Below are 19,386 nucleotides of genomic sequence, written 5' to 3' on the forward strand. Positions count from 1 at the left end.
GCGCGTGACGAGGTGCGCGGCGCGGCCTGCGGTGGGGTCGGGGTCGGGGCCGGGGAGAGGTCCCGGCCCGGCGGGGCAGCCTGCATCGCGTGCGTGTCCTCACTCAGGGTCCGCGCCCTGGATCGACGTACCGGGGGCGAGAGTCTCCTGGCTCCCGGGTCGGACGCGCTTCCGGGCCTTCCGGCGGCCGCTGACGGCCCTCCGTGGCTGAACTCCGGTCGTGCTCCCCGGTGACAGTGGCGGGACCGCGCCGGACTCGCACCGGCTTCCTCTGCTTGCCTCCGTAATGGCTGAAGGATCCCATCACGGGCCCGAAGGGGGAGTCAACCGAGGTCGCGGAGGGGTTGGTCACACGCCGGTGCCCTCCCGCCGACCCCCTCCGGGGCCGCGGCGCCGGACGCTCCCGACGCCCGGCGGCCCGCCGTTCCCCGTCGCTACCTCCGAGGCCGCCCGCCGCCGGACCGCGCCCCGCTGTGCGATCCTCCACCGCCGCCGGGCGGCGCGCCCGCCCCGCTTCGTGCGTTCGTCGGCTGGGGCGCCACCCGGCGCCGCGCCTACCGTCGGGACCCATGCGACCCCAGCGCCCCCACCTCTTCCCGCGTCCGGTCCGGTCCGCCCCCTCCGCCCCGCCGCCCCCGGTGCCGTTCTCGCCCGCCGCCGCCCGCGCCCACCGCGCCGCCCTCGGCCTGACCCCGGAGCAGGTCGCCGAGGGGATGGCCGCGCACGGCGTCCGGCTGCTGCCGGCCCACGTGATCGGCTGGGAGCACGGCGGGCCGCCGCCCGGCGAGGAGGAGTTCCTCGCCCTGGCCCGGGCGCTCTGGTGCCCGCCCGAGCAGCTGATGGGCGTCCGCCCGGAGAGCCTGCGGGACTTCCGGCTCGCCCGCGAGCTGACCCCGGACGGCGCGGCCCGCCGGATCGGCGTCCCGGCCGGGGAGTACCGGCGGGCCGAGGCCACCGGGCGCTGGGACGGCGACGCGGGCCCGACCGCCGCGCTCGCGCACGTACTGGGCCTGACGCTCCGGGAGCTGGTCGCGGCGACCGGCCGCGGCGCGGAGCTGGAGCGGCGGCTGCGGCGCTGCGTCGACGGTCGCTGGCAGCCGCAGGCCGGCGCGATCGGCCGGATCGTGCCGGTGGACCGGGCGGACCTCGACGCCGTCCTGCCGGTGCTCCAGGACGAGCGGCAGGTGCCCGCCCACTGGGGGTCCGGCGGCTGGGGGCCGGCCGGGGGCCCGGGCGGGCCGTCCGCCGCCGAGGTCCCGCCGGTCGAGCGTTTCTGGGCCCTGCTCGCCGGACGGGAGCCCGCGATCCCCGTGTGATCCCCCGTCGGTTCTGGCACTCTCGTTCCGACGGTCCGGTGCGACCTTCCTCACGTGGCAACCCGTACGGCCGTGTCCTGCTGGCCCGGCCGGGCTCCGGCCGGTGGACTGGGCGGTGACGTGGGTCCGGACACCGGTAGGCCCAGAACCGAGCAGCGGGGAGCGAGTATGCGTTGGGGAATCGCGGCCACCGTGGCCGCCGCCGCGGTCGGTACCGGGGCCGCCGTCCTGGTCATCGGCCGCCGGGCCTCGGAGCGGATGGTCCGCCCGGCCGGGGCCGCCCGGGAGCGGACCGGTCCGGTGGTGGTGCAGAGCCTGGGCGCCGGGCGGATCACCTTCACCCGGAGCGCGGCGAGCGAGCGCCCCGGCCGCTGGGCGGTCGAGTGGGGGGAGGACGGGCACGCCGTCGTCGAGGAGGTCCTGCACCGCGACGAACGGGGCGTCACCCGCCGGCTGACCCGGGCCGACCGGGGCACCCTCGCCCCCGGCACCGAGGTCCGCTTCACCCCCCGGGTGTACCTCGGCGACCCGGCCGAGGCGCTCGGTCTGACCTTCGGCGAGACCGCCGTCGAGGGCGAGCTCGGCGCGCTGCCCGCCTGGTGGCTCGACGGCAAGCGCGGTACCTGGGTGATCCTGGTGCACGGCCCGGACGCCGACCGGAGCCAGGTCCTGCCCGCCCTCCCGGTGCTGCACCGGCTCGGCCTGCCCGCGCTGGCGGTCAGCTACCGGGGCGACGCGGGCGCGCCGGTCTCCCCGGACGGCCTGGGCCACTTCGGCGAGACGGAGTGGCGGGACGTCGAGGCGGCGATCCGGCTCGCCCTGGACGGCGGCGCGGGCCGGGTGATCCTCTACGGCTGGTCCCTCGGCGCCACGATGGCGCTGCAGGCCGCCGCGCGCTCCGACTTCGCCTCCTCGATCAGCAGCCTGGTCCTGGACTCCCCGGTGCTGGACTGGCCGGCCACCGCCCGCCGGGACGCGGCCAGGGCCGGGTACCGGGGCGCGGCCGCCGAACTCGGCGCGCTGGCGGCCGAGGGCCGCACCGGCGTGGATCTGGCCGACTTCGCCCGCCTCGCCGACGGTACCGACCTGCGGGTGCCCACCCTGGTGCTGCACGGACCCGACGACCCGGTGGCGCCGTTCCGGGCCGCGGAGCGGCTGGCCGCGCGCCGTCCGTCGCTGGTGAACCTCCAGGCGTTCCCCGGCGGTGACCACGCCGCGCTGTGGAACACCGACCCCGACCGCTACGCCGAGACCCTGCGCCGCTGGCTCACGCCCTTCTGCTGAGCCGCCGTTCCCCGGCCGCCCGGCCCCGGGGTCCCGCCCCCGGTCCCGCCGCCCGGCCCCGCCCGCCCCCGGCCCCGTCCGGGGCGCGCGGGGCCGGGGAGCCGGGGGAGCGGCCGACGGGCGGCGGTCGGCGCGCGGGCCGACCGGGACCCCGCCCGGACCACCGGCCCCGCCCACCCGTCCGACCTGGCATGCACCCGCCACAAAGATCAAGCCAGTCGGTTTGGGCTCTGTTGCCCGATCTTGTCGATCCTCCCGCACCCCCGCCCCGCCCCGCCCGGACAACCGGATGTGACAGAAGGCCGGTACAAGGGGAAGACTGCTCGACGTGACGTCTCGGAATCCGCGCGACCGTGATGCCCCGCTCCCGCCGACGATCGGTTCCGGTGCGACGGTGACCCGTCTCCCCGGAACGGCCCACCGCCCCGCCGGCGCGAGGCCGGGGAGCCAGGGCGTACCCCGCCGACGAGGCCCCGCCCCCGCCCCCGGCCGCGGCCGGGTCCCCGTACCGGAGGGCTTCCCCGCTCCCGCCGAGCTGGCCCCGCTGGCCCGCCGGATGCTGGTCGACGCCGTCCGGATCGCCCGCTGGGCCGGCGACCTCGACGAGGTCGACAAGCGCGGCGAACTGCTCCCCGACGACGCCCGCGCCGCCGGCCGCGCCCTCGCCATGACGGTGGGCGCCGCCGCCAAGGCGTGGGGCCAGGCCCTGCTGGTCGGCCTGGTCGAGCCCCGGGACGGCGGCGCCGTCCCCGGCTGGCGCCTGCACGCCTGGGAGCACGACGACGAGGCGGTGATCCGCGGCTGGTCGACCCTGTTCGACGCCTGGACCCTGCTCGCCCCGGTGCCGCCCGCCGCCCTGCGCGGCGTGTTCGCCGTCCTCGCCGGACAGGCCGTCGACCAGGCACCCCAACTGCTCTCGTTCCTGCACCTGGTGGACGGCCCGGTCGCCGACATCGAGCTGCTGGAGCTGCTCCGGCGCGGCCTGGACGAGCGCCGGGTCGGCGGCGGCGAGGGCGCCTTCGGCCTCTCGCCCGTCCCGCACGCGGCCTCCGCCGTCTCCGCCGTCCGCGGCACCTGCCGCGAACCGCAGATCGACACCCCGGCCTCGCCCGCCGACGTCGCCGCCGTCCTGGACTGGATGCTCGACGGTCTGGCCGCCGTCGGCGCCCTGGTCCGCGAGGACAACGCGGCCGAGCTCTCCCCGCTCGGGCACTGGGCGGTGCGGGCCAAGCTGGAGGAGATCTGCACCGTCGCGCAGACCGCCGCCGGCCACATCGAGCAGAGCGCGATGGAACTGCTCAGCGCCTGCGCCGACTACTCGCCCGGCCCGGCCCGGGCCGAGTACCGGGCCTGGCTGGCCGCCCGCCCCGCCGACCGGGCGGTGGCCGAGCTGCTGGAGGCCGCACAGGGCGAGGACGCGCTGGTGCGCGGCCTGGCCTTCGAGGCGCTGCGAGTGGCCGGATCCACCGCCGAGCAGGCCGTGCGGGCCGCCGTCGACGAGCCGGTGCTGCGCCCCTACGCGCTGCTGTGGCTGGCCGAGCGCTCGGACGAGGGGGTCTCCCCGGCCGATGTGCTGGGCGCGGAGGACGCCGCCTGGCTCTGGGTGGACACCGCCGCGGCCGTGCTGGACCACGGGGAAACGGAACTTCTGGTGGGCCACGTCGAGGGCGCCTCGGCCGGCGACCCGGTGCGGCTGTTCGCCCGGGCCCGGCAGTCCGGGCACCCGCGGGCGGCCTCGGTGCTGACGGCCGTCTCCGGCGTCCACCCGGATCCGGCGGTGGCCCGGGCGGCCCGCCGCTCGGCGTTCAGCGTCCACCGCGGCGGCGCCTGAGCGAGCGGTCCCGCGCGCACGGCACGCGGACATGCGGAAGGGCCCGGCTCCCCGAGGGGAGCCGGGCCCTTCCGCATGTCCTGCGGCGTTCGTCAGCCGATCCGCGACTCCGCGCGGCGGGCCCGCACGTCGCCGACCTTCTGCCCCACCTTGCGGCGGATCACCAGCAGCGGCGCCATCGCGGCGAGCGCGATCTGCGCGAACGCGCCGATGTGCATCAGGTTGTCGCCGCCCGGCAGACCGGTCGCCCAGGCCGCCAGGCAGCCGATCGAGACCACGATCCAGCACAGCGTGGCGGTGGCCAGCAGACCCTGCGGCTTCGGGTACTCGATCCGGCTGACCATGAGGTACGCGGCGCCGAAGATGGCGAGCAGACCGGGCAGGAACGGCGGGTCGAGCAGCACGATGGCGATCACCGTCATCGCGCCCATCGGGCAGGGCATGCCCTGGAACACCCCGGGCCGCATCTTCACGGCGGAGAAGCGGGCGAGCCGCAGCACCACCGCCAGCAGCACCGTCAGCGCGATCAGCGCCGACAGCCGGCTGTTGGATCCCGGCGAGACCATGCCCCAGACCGCGACGAAGTAGGCCGGCGCGATGCCGAAGCTGATCAGGTCGGCCAGGTTGTCGAGTTCGGCGCCGAGCGCGGAGGAGCGCAGCTTGCGCGCCACCAGGCCGTCGAACAGGTCGCACATCGAGCCGATCAGCAGCAGCGTCACCGCGGTGGCGGCGCTGTGCTTGTCCGGCGCGGCGTCCGGGTTGGTGATGTGCGGGACCAGCACCCCGGTGGTGATCGAGTAGATCGCCAGGAAGCCGCAGACGGCGTTCCCCAGGGTCAGGAAGTCGGCGGTGGACAGGTGCTGCGGTGAGCGCGGCGCGCGCAGCTCGCGGTCGCGGGCCCAGCGACGACGGCGCAGGGCCGTTTCCTCGTCGTCCAGGCCGACGATCGTCTCAGGATCAGTCACGGTCAAGGCGCGTCACCCCGGCGGTGGTCTTCTGGCCGACCTCGACGCCGACCTCGACGCCGGCCGGCAGGTAGGTGTCGACCCGGGACCCGAACCGGATCAGACCGATCCGCTCGCCCTGCTCGACCTTGGTACCGGCGTCGACGTACGGCACGATGCGGCGCGCCACGGCGCCCGCGATCTGGACCATCTCGATGTCGCCGAGCTCGGTGTCGAAGTGCCAGACGACCCGCTCGTTCTGGTCGCTGTCCTTGTTGAACGCGGGCACGAAGCCACCGGGCACGTGCTCGACGGAGGTCACCGTGCCGGGCAGGGGCGCCCGGTTGACGTGGACGTTGAGCGGGCTCATGAAGATCGCCACGCGGGTCCGGCCGTCCGGCCACGCGTCGATGCTCTGGACCACGCCGTCGGCGGGGGAGATCACTCTGCCCGTGCCGATCTCACGCTCGGGGTCGCGGAAGAACCACAGCATGCCGGCGCCGAGCGCACAGGCGGGTACCGCAGCCAGGGCCCACTTGCCGCTGCGCCGGGTGAGCGCGGTGGTCACGGCGGCCGTGGCGAGGGTGGGGACGAACCAGGGGGTGGCTCCGCGCGCGATGGTCACGCGGGGTCGCCGACCGGCCGTCGTGGCGGCGAGGGCATCGCGGTCCGTGACGGAGGTGTGAGGGGACGGGCTGATGGGCATCGAAGACCTTTGTCGCGGGGGATCATGGCCGCTGGACGGGGGCCACCGCGGGATCGGGTAATAGAGGGACGTCTGCTGTCCCGGTGGATGCTATCGGGAGCACACGGTGGGTGGGCAACCCGCCTGCTCGTTCATGTGACCTGCGGGAGGCGCCGACGCGTCTCCTTGTATACGACCGTAGCTCGCCCCGGTCCGGTTCCCAAGGGACCGGGCGAAGCTGGTGACTCTTGTCTCAACCCTGCCCGGTCGGCCCTGCGGAACTGCCCGTCGAGGGCGCGCGACGGTGGGCCGGAGCGGCCGCGGGGCGCGTGACAGCAGCTGTACGCCCTGCGGCCGCCCCGGAGCGGCCGTGCCGGCCCCGGGGCGGACCAGGCCGTCGGGGCGGGGCACGGCGCGGTGCCGGGACGGGCCCGCACGCCCGTCGGCCGGCGGTCTCGCGGGTCGGCCGCGAGTCCCGCAACGGGGCGGTCAGCCCGCGATGCGGTACTCCTCCAGCAGCCGGCGCCCGATGATCATCTTCTGGATCTCCGCAGTACCTTCACCGATCAGCAGCATCGGAGCCTCCCGGTAGAGCCGCTCGATCTCGTACTCCTTGGAGAAGCCGTAGCCGCCGTGGATGCGGAAGCTGTCCTCGACGACCTCCTTGCAGTACTCGGAGGCGAGGTACTTCGCCATCCCCGCCTCCAGGTCGTTGCGCTCGCCGCTGTCCTTCTTGCGGGCGGCCATCACCATCATCTGGTGCGCGGCCTCGACCTTGGTGGCCATCTCGGCGAGCTTGAACTGGATCGCCTGGTGCTCGGCGATCTTCTTGCCGAAGGTGGTGCGCTGCTGGGCGTACGAGATGCCCAGCTCGAAGGCGCGGCGGGCGACGCCGCAGCCGCGCGCGGCCACGTTGACGCGGCCGACCTCGACGCCGTCCATCATCTGGTAGAAGCCGCGGCCGGGCACGCCGCCGAGGATCCGGTCCGCCGGGATCCGGACGTCCTGGAGCACCAGCTCGGTGGTGTCGACGCCCTTGTAGCCCATCTTCTCGATCTTCCCGGGCACGGTGAGCCCGGGGACGGTCGGGTTCGGTCCGAAGCCCGGCGTCTTCTCGATCAGGAAGGTGGTCATGTTCTTGTACGGGGTGGAGCCGCCCTCGTCGGTCCTGCACAGGACCGCGACCAGGGTGGAGGTGCCGCCGTTGGTCAGCCACATCTTCTGGCCGTTGAGGACGTAGAACTCGCCGTCCTTGACGCCCTTGGTGCTGATCGCCGCGACGTCGGAGCCGAGCGCGGGCTCGGACATCGAGAAGGCGCCGCGGATCTCGCCGGCCGCCATCCGGGGCAGGAAGTGGTCCTTCTGCTCCTGGGTGCCGTGCGCGTTGATCATGTGCGCCACGATGAAGTGGGTGTTGACGATGCCGGAGACGGACATCCAGCCGCGGGCGATCTCCTCGACCACCAGCGCGTAGGTGAGCAGCGACTCGCCGAGGCCGCCGTACTCCTCGGGGATGGTCAGGCCGAAGAGGCCGAGCCGCTTCATGCCCTCGACGATCGCCGTCGGGTACTCGTCCTTGTGCTCCAGCTCGGTCGCGACCGGGATGATCTCCTTGTCGACGAACTCGCGCACGGTGGCGAGGATGTCCCGCTGGATCTCGGTGAGGCCGTCGGTCTGTGCGAGGCGTCCCATCGTGCGGCTCCTGTCATGCCTGAAAACGAGGGTGGGGGGAGTGGACGGGGGCTCCGCGGGCGTGGCTCCGCGGAGCCCCCGTGAACCGGTGCGGGGCACGGCCGATGACGGCGGCCGGCCCGTCCGGGGTCCTGGGGGGAGAGACCTGCGGGAGGGCTCAGGCGAGCGGGACCGGGCGGGCGGGCTGTTCGCCGCCGCGGGCCTCGATGTAGGTCGCGGTCGGCACCATCACCTTGCGGCGGAAGACGCAGACGACCGTGCCGTCCTGCTTGTAGCCCTTGGTCTCGACGTAGACGATGCCGCGGTCGTCCTTGGACTTGGACGGCCACTTGTCGAGCACGGTGGTCTCGCCGTAGAGGGTGTCGCCGTGGAAGGTCGGCGCGATGTGCCGCAGCGACTCGATCTCCAGGTTGGCGATCGCCTTGCCGGAGACGTCCGGGACGGACATGCCGAGCAGCAGCGAGTAGATGTAGTTGCCCACCACCACGTTCCGGCCGAAGTCGGTGGTCCGCTCCGCGTAGTTGGCGTCCATGTGGAGCGGGTGGTGGTTCATGGTGAGCAGACAGAAGAGGTGGTCGTCGTACTCGGTGACCGTCTTGCCGGGCCAGTGCCGGTAGACGGCGCCGACCTCGAACTCCTCGTAGGTGCGTCCGAACTGCATGGTCGATGGTTCCTAACCGGTCTCAGGACTGCGGGGGCTCGAACGTGGAGGTGCGCTTCAGGCCGGCCGCGCGGCCCTTGCCGGAGACCACCAGCGCCATCTTGCGGCTGGCCTCGTCGATCATCTCGTCGCCGAGCATCGCCGAGCCCTTGAACCCGCCGGCCTCGGAGGTGCACCAGTCGTAGGCGTCGAGGATCATCTCGGCGTGGTCGTAGTCCTCCTGCGAGGGCGAGAAGATCTCGTTGGCGGCGCCGATCTGGTCCGGGTGCAGCACCCACTTGCCGTCGAAGCCCAGCGCGGCGGCCCGGCCGGCCACCTCGCGGTAGCCCTCCTGGTTGCGGATCTGGAGGTAGGGGCCGTCGATCGCCTGGAGGTCGTTGGCGCGGGCGGCCATCAGGATCCGCATCAGGATGTAGTGGTAGGCGTCGGCGGAGTAACCGGGCGGCTGCTCGCCGACCACCAGGGACTTCATGTTGATCGAGGCCATGAAGTCGGCCGGGCCGAAGATGATGGTCTCCAGCCGGGGCGACGCCTGGGCGATGGTGTCGACGTTGATGAGGCCCTTGGCGTTCTCGATCTGCGCCTCGATGCCGATCCGGCCGACCTCGAAGCCCATGGTCTTCTCGATCTGGGTGAGCAGCAGGTCGAGCGCCTTCACCTGCTCGGCGTCCTGGACCTTCGGCAGCATGATGCAGTCGAGGTTGGTCCCGGCGCCCTCGACCACGGTGATCACGTCGCGGTAGGTCCAGTGGGTGGTCCAGTCGTTGACCCGCACGACCCGGGTCTTGCCGCTCCAGTCGCCGTTGTTGAGGGCGTCGACGACGGTGTGCCGGGCGCTCTCCTTGACCAGCGGGGCGCAGGCGTCCTCCAGGTCGAGGAAGACCTGGTCGGCCTGCAGGCCCTGGGCCTTCTCCAGGAAGCGCGGGTTGGAGCCCGGCACGGCGAGGCAGGAGCGGCGCGGGCGGAGGCGGTTGAGAGTCACAGGAGGGTGTTCCTTCCGGGTCAGCCGGTGGTCGTGGCCGGGGCGGGCGTCCAGGGCTGGAGCCTGTTGGCCAGCCGGATCTCGTCCACGATCCGGCCGATGATGGTCGTGATGCCGAAGTCCTTCGGGGTGAACACGGCGGCGACGCCGGCGGCCTTGAGGGCCTCGCCGTCCGCTGCCGGGATGATGCCACCCACGATCACCGGGACATCCTCCACCCCGGCCCGGCGCAGCCGGTGCAGGACGTCCGGCACCAGCTCGGAGTGGGCGCCGGAGAGGATCGACAGGCCCACGCAGTGGACGTCCTCGGCGACGGCGGCCGAGACGATCTGCTCGGGGGTGAGCCGGATGCCCTGGTAGACGACCTCGAACCCGGCGTCGCGGGCCCGGACGGCGATCTGCTCGGCCCCGTTGGAGTGCCCGTCCAGTCCGGGCTTGCCGACCAGCAGCCGCAGCTTGCCGGCGCCGAGTTCGGCGGCGGTCGCGGCGACCGCCTCACGGACGGCGGCCAGCTCGCCGCCGGGCTCGGCCGCGACCGCGACCGGGGCGCCGCCGACGCCGGTGGGCGCCCGGTACTCGCCGAACACCTCGCGCAGGGCGAAGGCCCACTCGCCGGTGGTGACCCCGGCCCGGGCGCAGGCCAGGGTGGCCGGCACCAGGTTCGCGGTGGTGCCGGCGACGGCCTTGAGCTCCTCCAGGGCGCGCAGCGCGGCGGCCTCGTCGCGCTGCCCGCGCCAGGCTTCCAGGGCGTTCAGCACGGACTGCTCGGAGGCCGGGTCGACGACCATGATCGCGGTGTCGAGGTCGGCCGTGAGCGGGCTCTCCTCGGTGGTGTCGAAGCAGTTGACCCCGATGATCCGGTCCTCGCCGGACTCGATCCGGGCCCGGCGGGCGGCGTGCGAGGCGACCAGGTTGGACTTCAGGTAGCCGGACTCGACGGCCGGGATGACCCCGCCCATCCCCAGCACCTTGGCGATCTCGGCCTCGGCGCCGGCCAGCAGGTCGGCGGTCTTGGCCTCGATCACCCCGGAGCCGTTGAAGATGTCCCCGTACTCCAGCAGGTCGGACTCGAAGGCGAGCACCTGCTGGATCCGCAGCGACCACTGCTGGTCCCACGGCCGGGGCAGGCCGAGCGCCTCGTTCCAGGCGGGCAGCTGGACGGCGCGGGCGCGGGCGTCCTTGGAGAGGGTGACGGCGAGCATCTCCAGCACGATCCGCTGGACGTTGTTCTCCGGCTGGGCCTCGGTCAGGCCGAGCGAGTTGACCTGCACGCCGTAGCGGAACCGGCGCTGCTTGGGGTCCTCGATGCCGTACCGCTCCCGGGTGACCTTCTCCCAGAGCCGGCCGAAGGCCCGCATCTTGCACATCTCCTCGACGAACCGCACCCCGGCGTTGACGAAGAAGGAGATCCGGGCGACCACCTCGCCCATCCGCTCGGCCGGCACCTGGCCGGAGTCGCGGACGGCGTCCAGCACCTCGATCGCGGTGCACATCGCGTAGGCGATCTCCTGGACCGGGGTGGCCCCGGCCTCCTGGAGGTGGTAGCTGCAGATGTTGATCGGGTTCCACTTCGGGATGTTCCCGACCGTGTAGGCGATCATGTCGGTGATCAGGCGCACCGAGGGGCCGGGCGGGAAGACGTGCGTCCCGCGCGACAGGTACTCCTTGACGATGTCGTTCTGGGTGGTCCCGGTCAGCTTGGCGATGTCCGCGCCCTGCTCCTCGGCGACCACCTGGTAGAGCGCCAGCAGCCACATCGCGGTGGCGTTGATCGTCATGGAGGTGTTGGTCTGTTCGAGCGGGATGCCGTCGAACAGGGTGCGCATGTCGCCGACGTGGCCCACCGGCACCCCGACCCGGCCGACCTCGCCGCGGGCGAGGATGTGGTCGGAGTCGTAGCCGGTCTGGGTCGGCAGGTCGAACGCCACCGAGAGGCCGGTCTGCCCCTTGGCGAGGTTCCGCCGGTACAGCGCGTTGGAGTCCTCGGCCGTCGAGTGCCCGGCGTAGGTGCGCATCAGCCAGGGCCGGTCGCGCTTCTGGTCGGTCATCGGGTCGCCTTAGATGTCGCGGCTCGGCTGGATGGTCCCCTCGGCGGCCTCGCGGAAGAGGTTGATCGCCGGCAGGTGCTTGGCGCGCAGCTCGGCGTCGCGCACGCCCAGGCCCTCCTCGGGGGCGAGGCAGAGCACGCCGACCTTGCCCTGGTGCCGGTTCTGGTGGACGTCGAGCGAGGCTTGCCCGGTCTGCTCCAGCGGGTAGACCTTGGACACGGTGGGGTGGATCCTGCCCTTGGCCACCAGGCGGTTGGCCTCCCACGCCTCGCGGTAGTTGGCGAAGTGCGAGCCGACGATCTTCTTGAGCGACATCCACAGGTAGCGGTTGTCGTACTGGTGCATGAAGCCCGAGGTGGAGGCGCAGGTGACGACGGTGCCGCCCTTGCGGGTGACGTAGACGCTGGCGCCGAAGGTCTCCCGGCCCGGGTGCTCGAAGACGATGTCGACGTCCTCGCCGCCGGTCAGCTCGCGGATCCGCCCGCCGAAGCGCTTCCACTCGCGCGGGTCCTGGTTCTGCTCGTCCTTCCAGAACCGGTAGCCCTCGGCGGAGCGGTCGATGATCGCCTCGGCGCCCATCGCCCGGCAGATGTCGGCCTTCTCCGGGCTGGAGACCACGCAGATCGGGGTGGCGCCGCCGGCCAGCGCGTACTGGGTGGCGTAGGAGCCGAGGCCGCCGCTGGCGCCCCAGATCAGCACGTTGTCGCCCTGCTTCATGCCCGCGCCGTTGCGCGAGACCAGCTGGCGGTAGGCGGTGGAGTTGACCAGGCCGGGGGAGGCTGCCTCCTCCCAGGTGAGGTGGGCGGGCTTGGGCATCAGCTGGTTGGTCTTCACCAGCGCGAGCTGGGCCAGGCCGCCGAAGTTGGTCTCGAAGCCCCAGATCCGCTGCTCCGGGTCCATCATCGTGTCGTTGTGGCCGTCGGAGGACTCCAGTTCGACGGACAGGCAGTGGGCGACCACCTCGTCGCCCGGCTTCCAGGCGTTGACCCCGGCGCCGGTGCGCAGCACCACGCCCGCGAGGTCCGAGCCGAGCACGTGGTACGGCAGGTCGTGGCGCTTGGTGAGCGGGGAGAGCCGGCCGTAGCGCTCCAGGAAGCCGAAGGTGGAGACCGGCTCGAAGATCGAGCTCCACACGGTGTTGTAGTTCACCGCGCTCGCCATCACGGCGACCAGGGCCTCGCCCGGGCCCAGCTCGGGCAGCGGGACGTCGTCGAGGTGGAGGGACTTGCGGGGGTCCTTGTCGCGGCTGGCGAGGCCCGCGAACATCTGCTCCTCGTCCTTGTGGAGCGTCACGGCCCGGTAGGACTCCGGCAGCTTCACGTTGGCGAAGTCCGCCGAGGTGCTGTCGGAGCTGAGGATCGCGTCGAGGATTTCCTTCATGGCTGCCTCCGAAGGCGTACCTGTGTGAGGGCACAGGGCGTCTGGGGGAGCCGGGAGCGGACACCGGCTTCGCTGAACGGGCGTGGTGGGTGGGTGGCTGGTGGGCCGGGGTGGCTCGTGAGCCGATGGCTCGTGGGCCGGGGTGGCTGGTGGGCCGGGTACTGCGGTGGGTCGCCCCCGGGATCGGGGGGCGCCGGTACGACGGCGCGCCGTGGTGGGGAGCCGCGGCGCCGCGACTGGTGGGTAACAAGGTAGTGGCACCCTGTGCCACTCGTAAAGACACGCGGTGCCAGCAATTCCGACGGGCCGGGAGTGCCGTTCGGGGGCCCGTCGCGGACATGGAAAGGGCCCGTGCCGACACTTCGGCACGGGCCCTTGGAACCCTTGTGACCTGCGAAAATACTGAAAGTCAGCCCTGCCTGACACCCTCCAGGGCGGCCCGCACGGCGTCCACCACCAGCTCCAGCGGGGCGTCCGTCCGCGCGACTGTGATGAGCACCTCACCTCCGGGAGTGGCACTCAGTGCGCTCGCGGCCCCGGCCTCCGCCTCCGTCGCAATGGCACCGGGTGCCACCACGGCACCGCGCCGGCGCGCCCCCGGCGCGCTGGACCCCCAGAAGGTCTGCCGGATCACCTCGAAGGAGTGGTCCAGCTGCGCCTCCACGTCGCCCCGGCCGCCCGCCCGCAGCCAGCGCCGCAGCACGTGGTTGTGGGCCGCGACCACCGCCGCCGCCGAGACCTCCGCCAGCATCGAGTCGTCCTCGCCGCCGTGCTGCCAGCCCGTCGGGATCTCCCCGGCGGTGTCGAACCGGCCCAGCAGGTAGCGGGTGAACAGCCGCTCGTAGCGGGCCACCACGGCGATCTCCCGCTCCCGCAGCGTCGGCACCTGGCGGATCAGCTGGTACCTGGCCACCGAGACCGCGGGCGTGGAGGCGTACATCCGCAGCACCTCCTTGATGCCCCGGCAGACCACGTCCAGCGGGTGCTCCTCCGGCTCGGCGCTCGCCAGCAGGTCGGCGACCCTGACCAGGGTGTCGTCGTGGTCCGGGAAGATCGCCTCCTCCTTGGACCGGAAGTACCGGAAGAAGGTCCGCCGGGCCACGCCGGCGGCCGCGGCGATCTGGTCGACCGTGGTCTCCTCGTAGCCCTGCGAGGCGAACAGCTCCATCGCGGCGGTGGCCAGGTCCTGGCGCATCTGCTGACGCTGCGCCGCCGCCCGGCGGTTGCCCTGGCCCCCCTCCGGGCCCGTCCCGGCCGGCCGGCCGTCGCGCGCCGGTGCGGATTGCTGCGGGGAGACTGACTGAACCCGATCCATGCCCGGAACGCTACACGCCCCCGGCGCCGCGCCAGCGGGCCTTTCCCGGCGCACCGGCGCGACCGGCCCGCCGACCGCCGGTCTCGGCCAGTGCGCGGACACCGAGCCCGCCCCCCAGCCGGCCCGCTCCGGGCGGAGCGGCGGCCGGCCGGGCGCTCCCCCGTAGGACGGCGGGGTGGTCATCGGCGCGCGTGGTCGCGGAAACCGCGGCCGGTCTTGCGGCCCAGGCAGCCCGCCGCCACCAGGTGCTCCAGCAGCGGCGCCGCGGCCAGTCCCGGCTCGCGGAACTCCTGGTGCAGCACCTGCTCGATCGTCAGCGAGACGTCCAGGCCGACCACGTCCAGCAGCTCGAACGGGCCCATCGGGTAGCCGCAGCCGAGCTTCATCGCGGTGTCGATGTCGTCCACCGTCGCGTAGTGCTCCTGGAGCATCCGCACCGCGTCGTTGAGATAGGGGAAGAGCAGCGCGTTCACGATGAAGCCGGCCCGGTCCCCGCACTCCACCGGGTGCTTGCGGACCTTCGCGCACAGCTCCAGCACGGTCGCGGTGACGTCCGGCGCGGTCAGCACCGTGGACACCACCTCGACCAGCCGCATCGCCGGCGCCGGGTTGAAGAAGTGCATGCCGACCACGTCCTGCGGCCGCCGGGTCGCCGAGGCGCAGGCGACCACCGACAGCGAGGAGGTGGTGGTGGCCAGCACCGCGCCCGGCCTGACGATCGCGTCCAGCGCGGTGAACAGCTCGCGCTTGACCGCGAGGTCCTCGGCGACCGCCTCGACCACCAGGTCCACGTCCGCCAGTTCGCCGTACTGCCCGACCGGCGTGACCAGGCCCAGCGCGGCGTCCCGCTGCTCCCCGGTCAGCCGGCCCTTCGCCACCGAGCGCTCCAGCGACCGTGCCAGCTGCGCCTTGGCCCGCTCGGCCTTCTCCAGGCTGCGGGCGGCCAGCAGCACCGGGTACCCGGCCTTGGCGAACACCTCGACGATGCCGGTGGCCATGGTGCCCGAGCCGCAGACGCCGATGCTGCGCACCTCCCGGCCGGACACCCCCGGCCGGGAGGCGCCGGCGGTGGTGTCGACCACCCGGGACGAGCCGGGCGCCTCGTAGGTGTAGAAGCCGCGGCCGGTCTTGCGGCCCAGCAGCCCGGCCGAGACCAGCTGGCCGAGGATCGGCGCGGGCGCGTGCAGCCGGTCCCGGGACTGCTCGTACATGGCCTCCAGGACGGTCCTCGCGGTGTCCACGCCGATCAGGTCGAGCAGGGCCAGCGGTCCCATCGGCAGGCCGCAGCCGAGCCGCATCGCGGCGTCGATGTCCTCCCGGGTGGCGTACTTGGACTCGTACATCGCGGCGGCCTGGTTCAGGTACGCGAACAGCAGGCCGTTGACCACGAAGCCGGCCCGGTCGCCGGCCGCCACCGGCTCCTTGCCGAGGTCCCGGGCGAACGCGGCGGCGTCCTCGGCGACCTGCGGGGCGGTGAGCACGGTGCGCACCACCTCGACCAGCTTCATGGTGTGCACCGGGTTGAAGAAGTGCAGGCCGAGCACCCGGTCCGGGCGGGCGGTGGCGGCGGCGATCCGGGTCACCGAGAGCGCGGTGGTGCCGGTGGCGAACACCGTCGCGGCCGGGCAGATCCGGTCCAGCTCGGCGAAGAGCTCCCGCTTCAGCTCCAGCCGCTCGGGGACCTCCTCGATCACCAGGTCCGCCCCGGCGGCCGCGTCCAGCGCGTGGCCGACGGTGAGCCGGGCGAGCAGCCCGGCCCGGTCCTCGGCGGTGAGCCGCTCCCGGGCCACCGCGTGCGCGGTGGACGCCTCGATCCGGGCCAGGGCCCGGGCGGCGGAGGGTTCGTCGGCCTCGATGCCGATCACCCGGCGGCCGCTGGCGGCGACGGCGACGGCGACGCCGGCGCCCATCGTGCCGAGCCCGACCACGGCGACCGTGGGGAAGGGACGCTCCATCTGTCCTGACTCCTTGTCATGGAAGGCCCGCGCGCGCTCCGGAGGGCGCGCCCCCGGAAGAGGGCGCGCGCTCAGGAGGAGGGTCCGCGCGCGGTGCGGGGGGACGACGGTTGCGGCCACCACGCGTCCGCCGGTCCGCTCCGGCGGTGACGCGGGTGTGCCGTGGTACTCAGGCGCTCAGGTGAAGGAAGCGGCTCTGAACACAGAGGAGAGAAATCCGGCTCCGGCCGCGATCCGCGGCACCGGCCGGTGAACGAACGCACCGTCGTCCGCCGTCGGCCCCGCGGTTCCCGGCGCGGCGGACGGCGCCCCGCCGGTGCGGCTCCCGAAGCCCGGCAGTGGTGCGTGCGGACACTGTAGCGAAGTTACCGATTGGTAGGAAGGGGGTGGGGGAGGGGAGTTCGGGCGCTCGCGGCGGGGCGGCGGGGCCGTCACCCGTGCGGGTGAGGCGGTGGACGGACGTCCGTTCGGACCACCCGATAGGGGCGTTACGCGCCCCGGCGGCGCCGGGAAGCATCAGGGCATGACCACTGGAACCGTTGCCACGGACCGCCCCGAGCCCGCCGCCGGGTCTGCCGCGGGCACCGCCCCCGCCCCGGGCGGGCACGCCGACCCCGGCGTCGGCGTCGGCGCCGCCGCCGTGCTGCCGCCGCGGGCGGACCGGGCCGAGCGCGGCGAGCGCGCGCAGGCCGCCGTCGACCGGCTGCGCGGCTCCGGGGTCGAGGCGGTCGCCGTCACCTGGGTGGACAACGCCGGCATCGCCCGGGTCAAGGCGGTGCCGCTCGGCGGCCTGGTGCACGCGGCGCAGTGGGGCATCGGCGCGGCCCCCTGCTTCGACGTCTTCCTCGCCGACGACTCCATCGTCACCAGCCGGCTGATCGGCGGCCCCACCGGCGACCTCCGGCTCTACCCCGACGTCGAGCGGATCGTCCCGCTCGCCGCCCAGCCCGGCTGGGCCTGGGCCCCGGCCGACCGCTACACCCAGGGCGGCGCCCCGCACCCCGGCTGCCAGCGGCTCTTCGCCCGCCGGGCGGTGGCCGCCGCGGCCGAGCGGGGTCTGGCCCTCAAGGCCGGGATCGAGATCGAGTGGGTGGTCGCGCTGGCCGGCCCGGAGGGGGAGGAGCCCCGCTACCCGACGGCCGGCCCGGCCTACGGCATGCAGCGGCTCACCGACCTCTCCGACTACCTGCGCGACGTGCTGCGCGCCCTCGGCGAGCAGGGCCTGACCGTGCTCCAGATCCACCCCGAGTACGCGCCCGGGCAGTTCGAGGTCTCGGTCGCCCCCGAGGGCCCGGTCGAGGCCGCCGACACCTCGGTGCTGGTCCGGCACACCGTCCGCGCCGTCTCCGCCCGGCACGGCCTGCGGGCCTCCTTCGCCCCGGCGGTCGAGGCCGGCGGGGTCGGCAACGGCGGCCACCTCCACCTCAGCCTCTGGCGCGAGGGGCGCAACCTCGCGCACGGCGGCCCCGGCCCGCACGGGCTGACCGCCGAGGCGGAGGGCTTCCTGGCCGGGGTGCTCGGCGCGCTGCCCGAGCTGCTGGTGCTCGGCTGCTCCAGCCCGGCCGGCTACCTGCGGCTGGTCCCCTCGCACTGGGCCGGGGCCTACCAGTGCTGGGGCCTGGAGAACCGGGAGGCCGCGCTCCGCCTGGTCACCGGCTCCACCGGCGAGCGGTCCGCCGCCGCCAACGCCGAGATCAAGTGCTTCGACGCCACCGCCAACCCCTACCTGGCGGTCGGCGCCGTGATCGCCGCCGGTCTGGCCGGCCGGGAGCAGCGGCTCGCGCTGCCGCCGGAGGTCACCGGCGACCCGTCCCGGGCCGAGCCCGGCACCGTCCCCCGGCTGCCGGCCGGCCCGGCCGAGGCACTGGCCGCCTACCGGGGCTCCGCCGTGCTCCGGGAGGCACTCGGCGAGCCGCTCTTCGAGGCGGTGCTGGCAGTCCGGCAGGCCGAGGCCGAGCAGTACGCCGACGTGCCGCCCGAGCGGCTGGCCGCCGCCACCCGCTGGCGCTACTAGAGACGTGTCCCGCCCGGTGCCCCCGCTGGACGTCCCCGCCCTGGTCGACCACCACTGCCACAGCGTGGTGGCGGCCGAGCTCGACGACGACGCCCTGGCGGGGCTGCTCACCGAGTCCGACCGCCCGCCCGCGCCCGGCACCTCGCCGTTCGACAGCGCGCTCGGTCTGGCGGTCCGCCGCTGGTGCCCGCCCGCGCTGGGGCTGCCCGCGCACGCTCCCGCCGAGGACTACCTGGCCCGGCGGCGCGAGCTGGGTGCCCCGGAGGCCACCCGTCGGCTGCTGAGTGCCGCCGGCCTGGACACCTGCCTGGTCGACACCGGGCTGACCGCGGCGGCCGGCCGGCCGCTGCTGCCGCTCGACGCGTTCGCCGCGGCCGCCGGTGCCCGGGTGCGCGAGGTGGTCCGGCTGGAGCCGCTCGCCGAGGCCGTCACCGCCCCGCCCGGCGGCTGGGCCCGGGCGGTGCGCGAGGCCCTGGCCGCCGCGGCCACCGGCGCCGTCGCGGTCAAGTCCGTGGTGGCCTACCGGTCCGGCCTCGCGGTGCCCGCGCGGCGGCCCTCCGCGGCCGAGGTGACGGCGGCCGCCGCCGCCCGGGAGCGGGCCGGGGGCGGCCGGCTGACCGACCCGGTCCTGCTGCACGAACTGCTCCACGGCGCCCTGGAGGTCTGCGCCGCGCTGCGGCTGCCGCTCCAGCTGCACACCGGCTTCGGCGATCCCGACCTCGCCCTGCACCGGGCCGACCCGTCGCTGCTGGCCGACTTCGTCCGGGCCGCCGAGCCGTCCGGCGTCCCGCTGGTGCTGCTGCACGGCTACCCGTACCACCGGCAGGCCGCCTGGCTGGCCCAGGCGTTCCCGCTGGTCCACACCGACCTCGGGCTGACCACGTCCTACGTCGGCCCCCGGGCGGCGGCGGTGCTCGGCGAGATGCTGGAGCTGGTGCCGTTCGGCAAGCTGCTGTTCTCCACCGACGGCTACGGGCTGCCGGAGCTCCATCTGGTCGGCGCCGCGCAGTTCCGGCACGGTCTGGGTGCCCTGCTGGCCGGCTGGCGGGCGGACGGCGCCTGCACCGCGGCCGACGCCGATCGGCTGGCCCGTCTGGTGGCGGCCGACAACGCCCGTCGACTGTACGCGATCTGAGTATTCGCCGCGCCGCCGTGGCGGTCATCCGCCACTGGCCGCTTTCTGCCGCACCGGACGCCTGTCCCGCCGTCGGTCCGGCTGACTAGGATCCCCGCCAGCGAGGTCTGCGTCTTTTCCGATCGTCCGACCGACCATCCCTGC

The 19,386-nt window shown here is 74.2% G+C and carries 14 protein-coding genes and 1 riboswitch; of the genes, 5 read left to right on the forward strand and 9 right to left on the reverse strand.

The features are described from left to right. Positions 1-120: 120 nt before the first annotated feature. Positions 121-320: riboswitch (cobalamin riboswitch) on the reverse strand. Between the two features lie 249 nt (positions 321-569). The 3 genes from ACIQ9P_RS23895 (at position 570) to ACIQ9P_RS23905 (ending at position 4,431) form a co-directional block, all read left to right on the forward strand. Further along, a complete protein-coding gene (locus ACIQ9P_RS23895; protein ID WP_402359560.1) occupies positions 570-1,316 on the forward strand; it encodes a helix-turn-helix domain-containing protein in 747 nt (248 codons plus the stop codon). A gap of 168 nt (positions 1,317-1,484) precedes the next feature. Beyond that, entirely contained in the window at positions 1,485-2,600 is a 1,116-nt protein-coding gene (locus ACIQ9P_RS23900; protein ID WP_402359563.1) for an alpha/beta hydrolase family protein, read from the forward strand. A 394-nt stretch (positions 2,601-2,994) separates the two neighbouring features. After that, positions 2,995-4,431 carry a hypothetical protein gene (locus tag ACIQ9P_RS23905; RefSeq protein ID WP_234326088.1) on the forward strand — a complete coding sequence of 479 codons (1,437 nt, stop codon included), beginning with the start codon at positions 2,995-2,997 and terminating at the stop codon, positions 4,429-4,431. 92 nt (positions 4,432-4,523) lie between these two features. Here ACIQ9P_RS23905 and ACIQ9P_RS23910 read toward each other — a convergent pair whose 3' ends face one another. The 9 genes from ACIQ9P_RS23910 to ACIQ9P_RS23950 all read right to left on the reverse strand — a co-directional run bounded on the left by ACIQ9P_RS23910 (position 4,524) and on the right by ACIQ9P_RS23950 (position 16,093). Beyond that, positions 4,524-5,402, reverse strand: coding sequence for a CDP-alcohol phosphatidyltransferase family protein (locus tag ACIQ9P_RS23910; protein WP_030305816.1), 879 nt, complete (start codon positions 5,400-5,402; stop codon positions 4,524-4,526). Further along, positions 5,389-6,081: a phosphatidylserine decarboxylase gene (locus tag ACIQ9P_RS23915; RefSeq protein ID WP_030398303.1), complete on the reverse strand. Its 693-nt coding sequence runs from the start codon at positions 6,079-6,081 to the stop codon at positions 5,389-5,391. The genes ACIQ9P_RS23910 and ACIQ9P_RS23915 overlap by 14 nt, the downstream gene beginning before the upstream one ends. Positions 6,082-6,549: 468 nt before the next feature. Beyond that, positions 6,550-7,752 carry an acyl-CoA dehydrogenase family protein gene (locus ACIQ9P_RS23920; protein ID WP_402359568.1) on the reverse strand — a complete coding sequence of 401 codons (1,203 nt, stop codon included), beginning with the start codon at positions 7,750-7,752 and terminating at the stop codon, positions 6,550-6,552. 157 nt (positions 7,753-7,909) lie between these two features. Next, positions 7,910-8,413, reverse strand: coding sequence for a MaoC family dehydratase (locus ACIQ9P_RS23925; protein WP_402359571.1), 504 nt, complete (start codon positions 8,411-8,413; stop codon positions 7,910-7,912). A gap of 22 nt (positions 8,414-8,435) precedes the next feature. Then, positions 8,436-9,395, reverse strand: coding sequence for an HpcH/HpaI aldolase/citrate lyase family protein (locus ACIQ9P_RS23930; RefSeq protein ID WP_402359574.1), 960 nt, complete (start codon positions 9,393-9,395; stop codon positions 8,436-8,438). 20 nt (positions 9,396-9,415) lie between these two features. Continuing rightward, complete coding sequence (locus ACIQ9P_RS23935; RefSeq protein WP_402359577.1) at positions 9,416-11,443, reverse strand: protein meaA; 2,028 nt, start codon at positions 11,441-11,443, stop codon at positions 9,416-9,418. 9 nt (positions 11,444-11,452) lie between these two features. Continuing rightward, on the reverse strand, positions 11,453-12,823 hold the full coding sequence (gene ccrA, locus ACIQ9P_RS23940) for a crotonyl-CoA carboxylase/reductase (protein ID WP_402359580.1): 1,371 nt from the start codon (positions 12,821-12,823) through the stop codon (positions 11,453-11,455). Between the two features lie 409 nt (positions 12,824-13,232). After that, the gene (locus tag ACIQ9P_RS23945; protein WP_402359583.1) at positions 13,233-14,138 is read right to left on the reverse strand and encodes a TetR family transcriptional regulator; all 906 of its coding nucleotides are present in this window, start codon (positions 14,136-14,138) and stop codon (positions 13,233-13,235) included. 179 nt (positions 14,139-14,317) lie between these two features. Continuing rightward, on the reverse strand, positions 14,318-16,093 hold the full coding sequence (locus tag ACIQ9P_RS23950) for a 3-hydroxyacyl-CoA dehydrogenase family protein (RefSeq protein ID WP_402359586.1): 1,776 nt from the start codon (positions 16,091-16,093) through the stop codon (positions 14,318-14,320). A 523-nt stretch (positions 16,094-16,616) separates the two neighbouring features. On the opposite strand from ACIQ9P_RS23950, the gene ACIQ9P_RS23955 reads away from it, so the two are divergent. Together ACIQ9P_RS23955 and ACIQ9P_RS23960 are read left to right on the forward strand one after the other, a co-directional pair. Continuing rightward, a complete protein-coding gene (locus ACIQ9P_RS23955) occupies positions 16,617-18,107 on the forward strand; it encodes a glutamine synthetase (protein ID WP_402359589.1) in 1,491 nt (496 codons plus the stop codon). 4 nt (positions 18,108-18,111) lie between these two features. Then, a complete protein-coding gene (locus ACIQ9P_RS23960) occupies positions 18,112-19,242 on the forward strand; it encodes an amidohydrolase family protein (RefSeq protein WP_402359591.1) in 1,131 nt (376 codons plus the stop codon). Positions 19,243-19,386 lie beyond the last annotated feature (144 nt).

This window comes from Kitasatospora sp. NPDC094019 (genome assembly GCF_044764505.1).
Lineage (GTDB): Bacteria > Actinomycetota > Actinomycetes > Streptomycetales > Streptomycetaceae > Kitasatospora.

Bases quoted from the DNA above. Each gene is read 5' to 3' on its own strand.
- ACIQ9P_RS23895 (WP_402359560.1), top strand. From the start codon at position 570: ATGCGACCCCAGCGCCCCCACCTCTTCCCGCGTCCGGTCCGGTCCGCC.
- ACIQ9P_RS23900 (WP_402359563.1), top strand. From the start codon at position 1,485: ATGCGTTGGGGAATCGCGGCCACCGTGGCCGCCGCCGCGGTCGGTACC.
- ACIQ9P_RS23915 (WP_030398303.1), bottom strand. From the start codon at position 6,081: ATGCCCATCAGCCCGTCCCCTCACACCTCCGTCACGGACCGCGATGCC.
- ACIQ9P_RS23920 (WP_402359568.1), bottom strand. From the start codon at position 7,752: ATGGGACGCCTCGCACAGACCGACGGCCTCACCGAGATCCAGCGGGAC.
- ACIQ9P_RS23925 (WP_402359571.1), bottom strand. From the start codon at position 8,413: ATGCAGTTCGGACGCACCTACGAGGAGTTCGAGGTCGGCGCCGTCTAC.
- ACIQ9P_RS23935 (WP_402359577.1), bottom strand. From the start codon at position 11,443: ATGACCGACCAGAAGCGCGACCGGCCCTGGCTGATGCGCACCTACGCC.
- ccrA (WP_402359580.1), bottom strand. From the start codon at position 12,823: ATGAAGGAAATCCTCGACGCGATCCTCAGCTCCGACAGCACCTCGGCG.
- ACIQ9P_RS23945 (WP_402359583.1), bottom strand. From the start codon at position 14,138: ATGGATCGGGTTCAGTCAGTCTCCCCGCAGCAATCCGCACCGGCGCGC.
- ACIQ9P_RS23950 (WP_402359586.1), bottom strand. From the start codon at position 16,093: ATGGAGCGTCCCTTCCCCACGGTCGCCGTGGTCGGGCTCGGCACGATG.
- ACIQ9P_RS23955 (WP_402359589.1), top strand. From the start codon at position 16,617: ATGACCACTGGAACCGTTGCCACGGACCGCCCCGAGCCCGCCGCCGGG.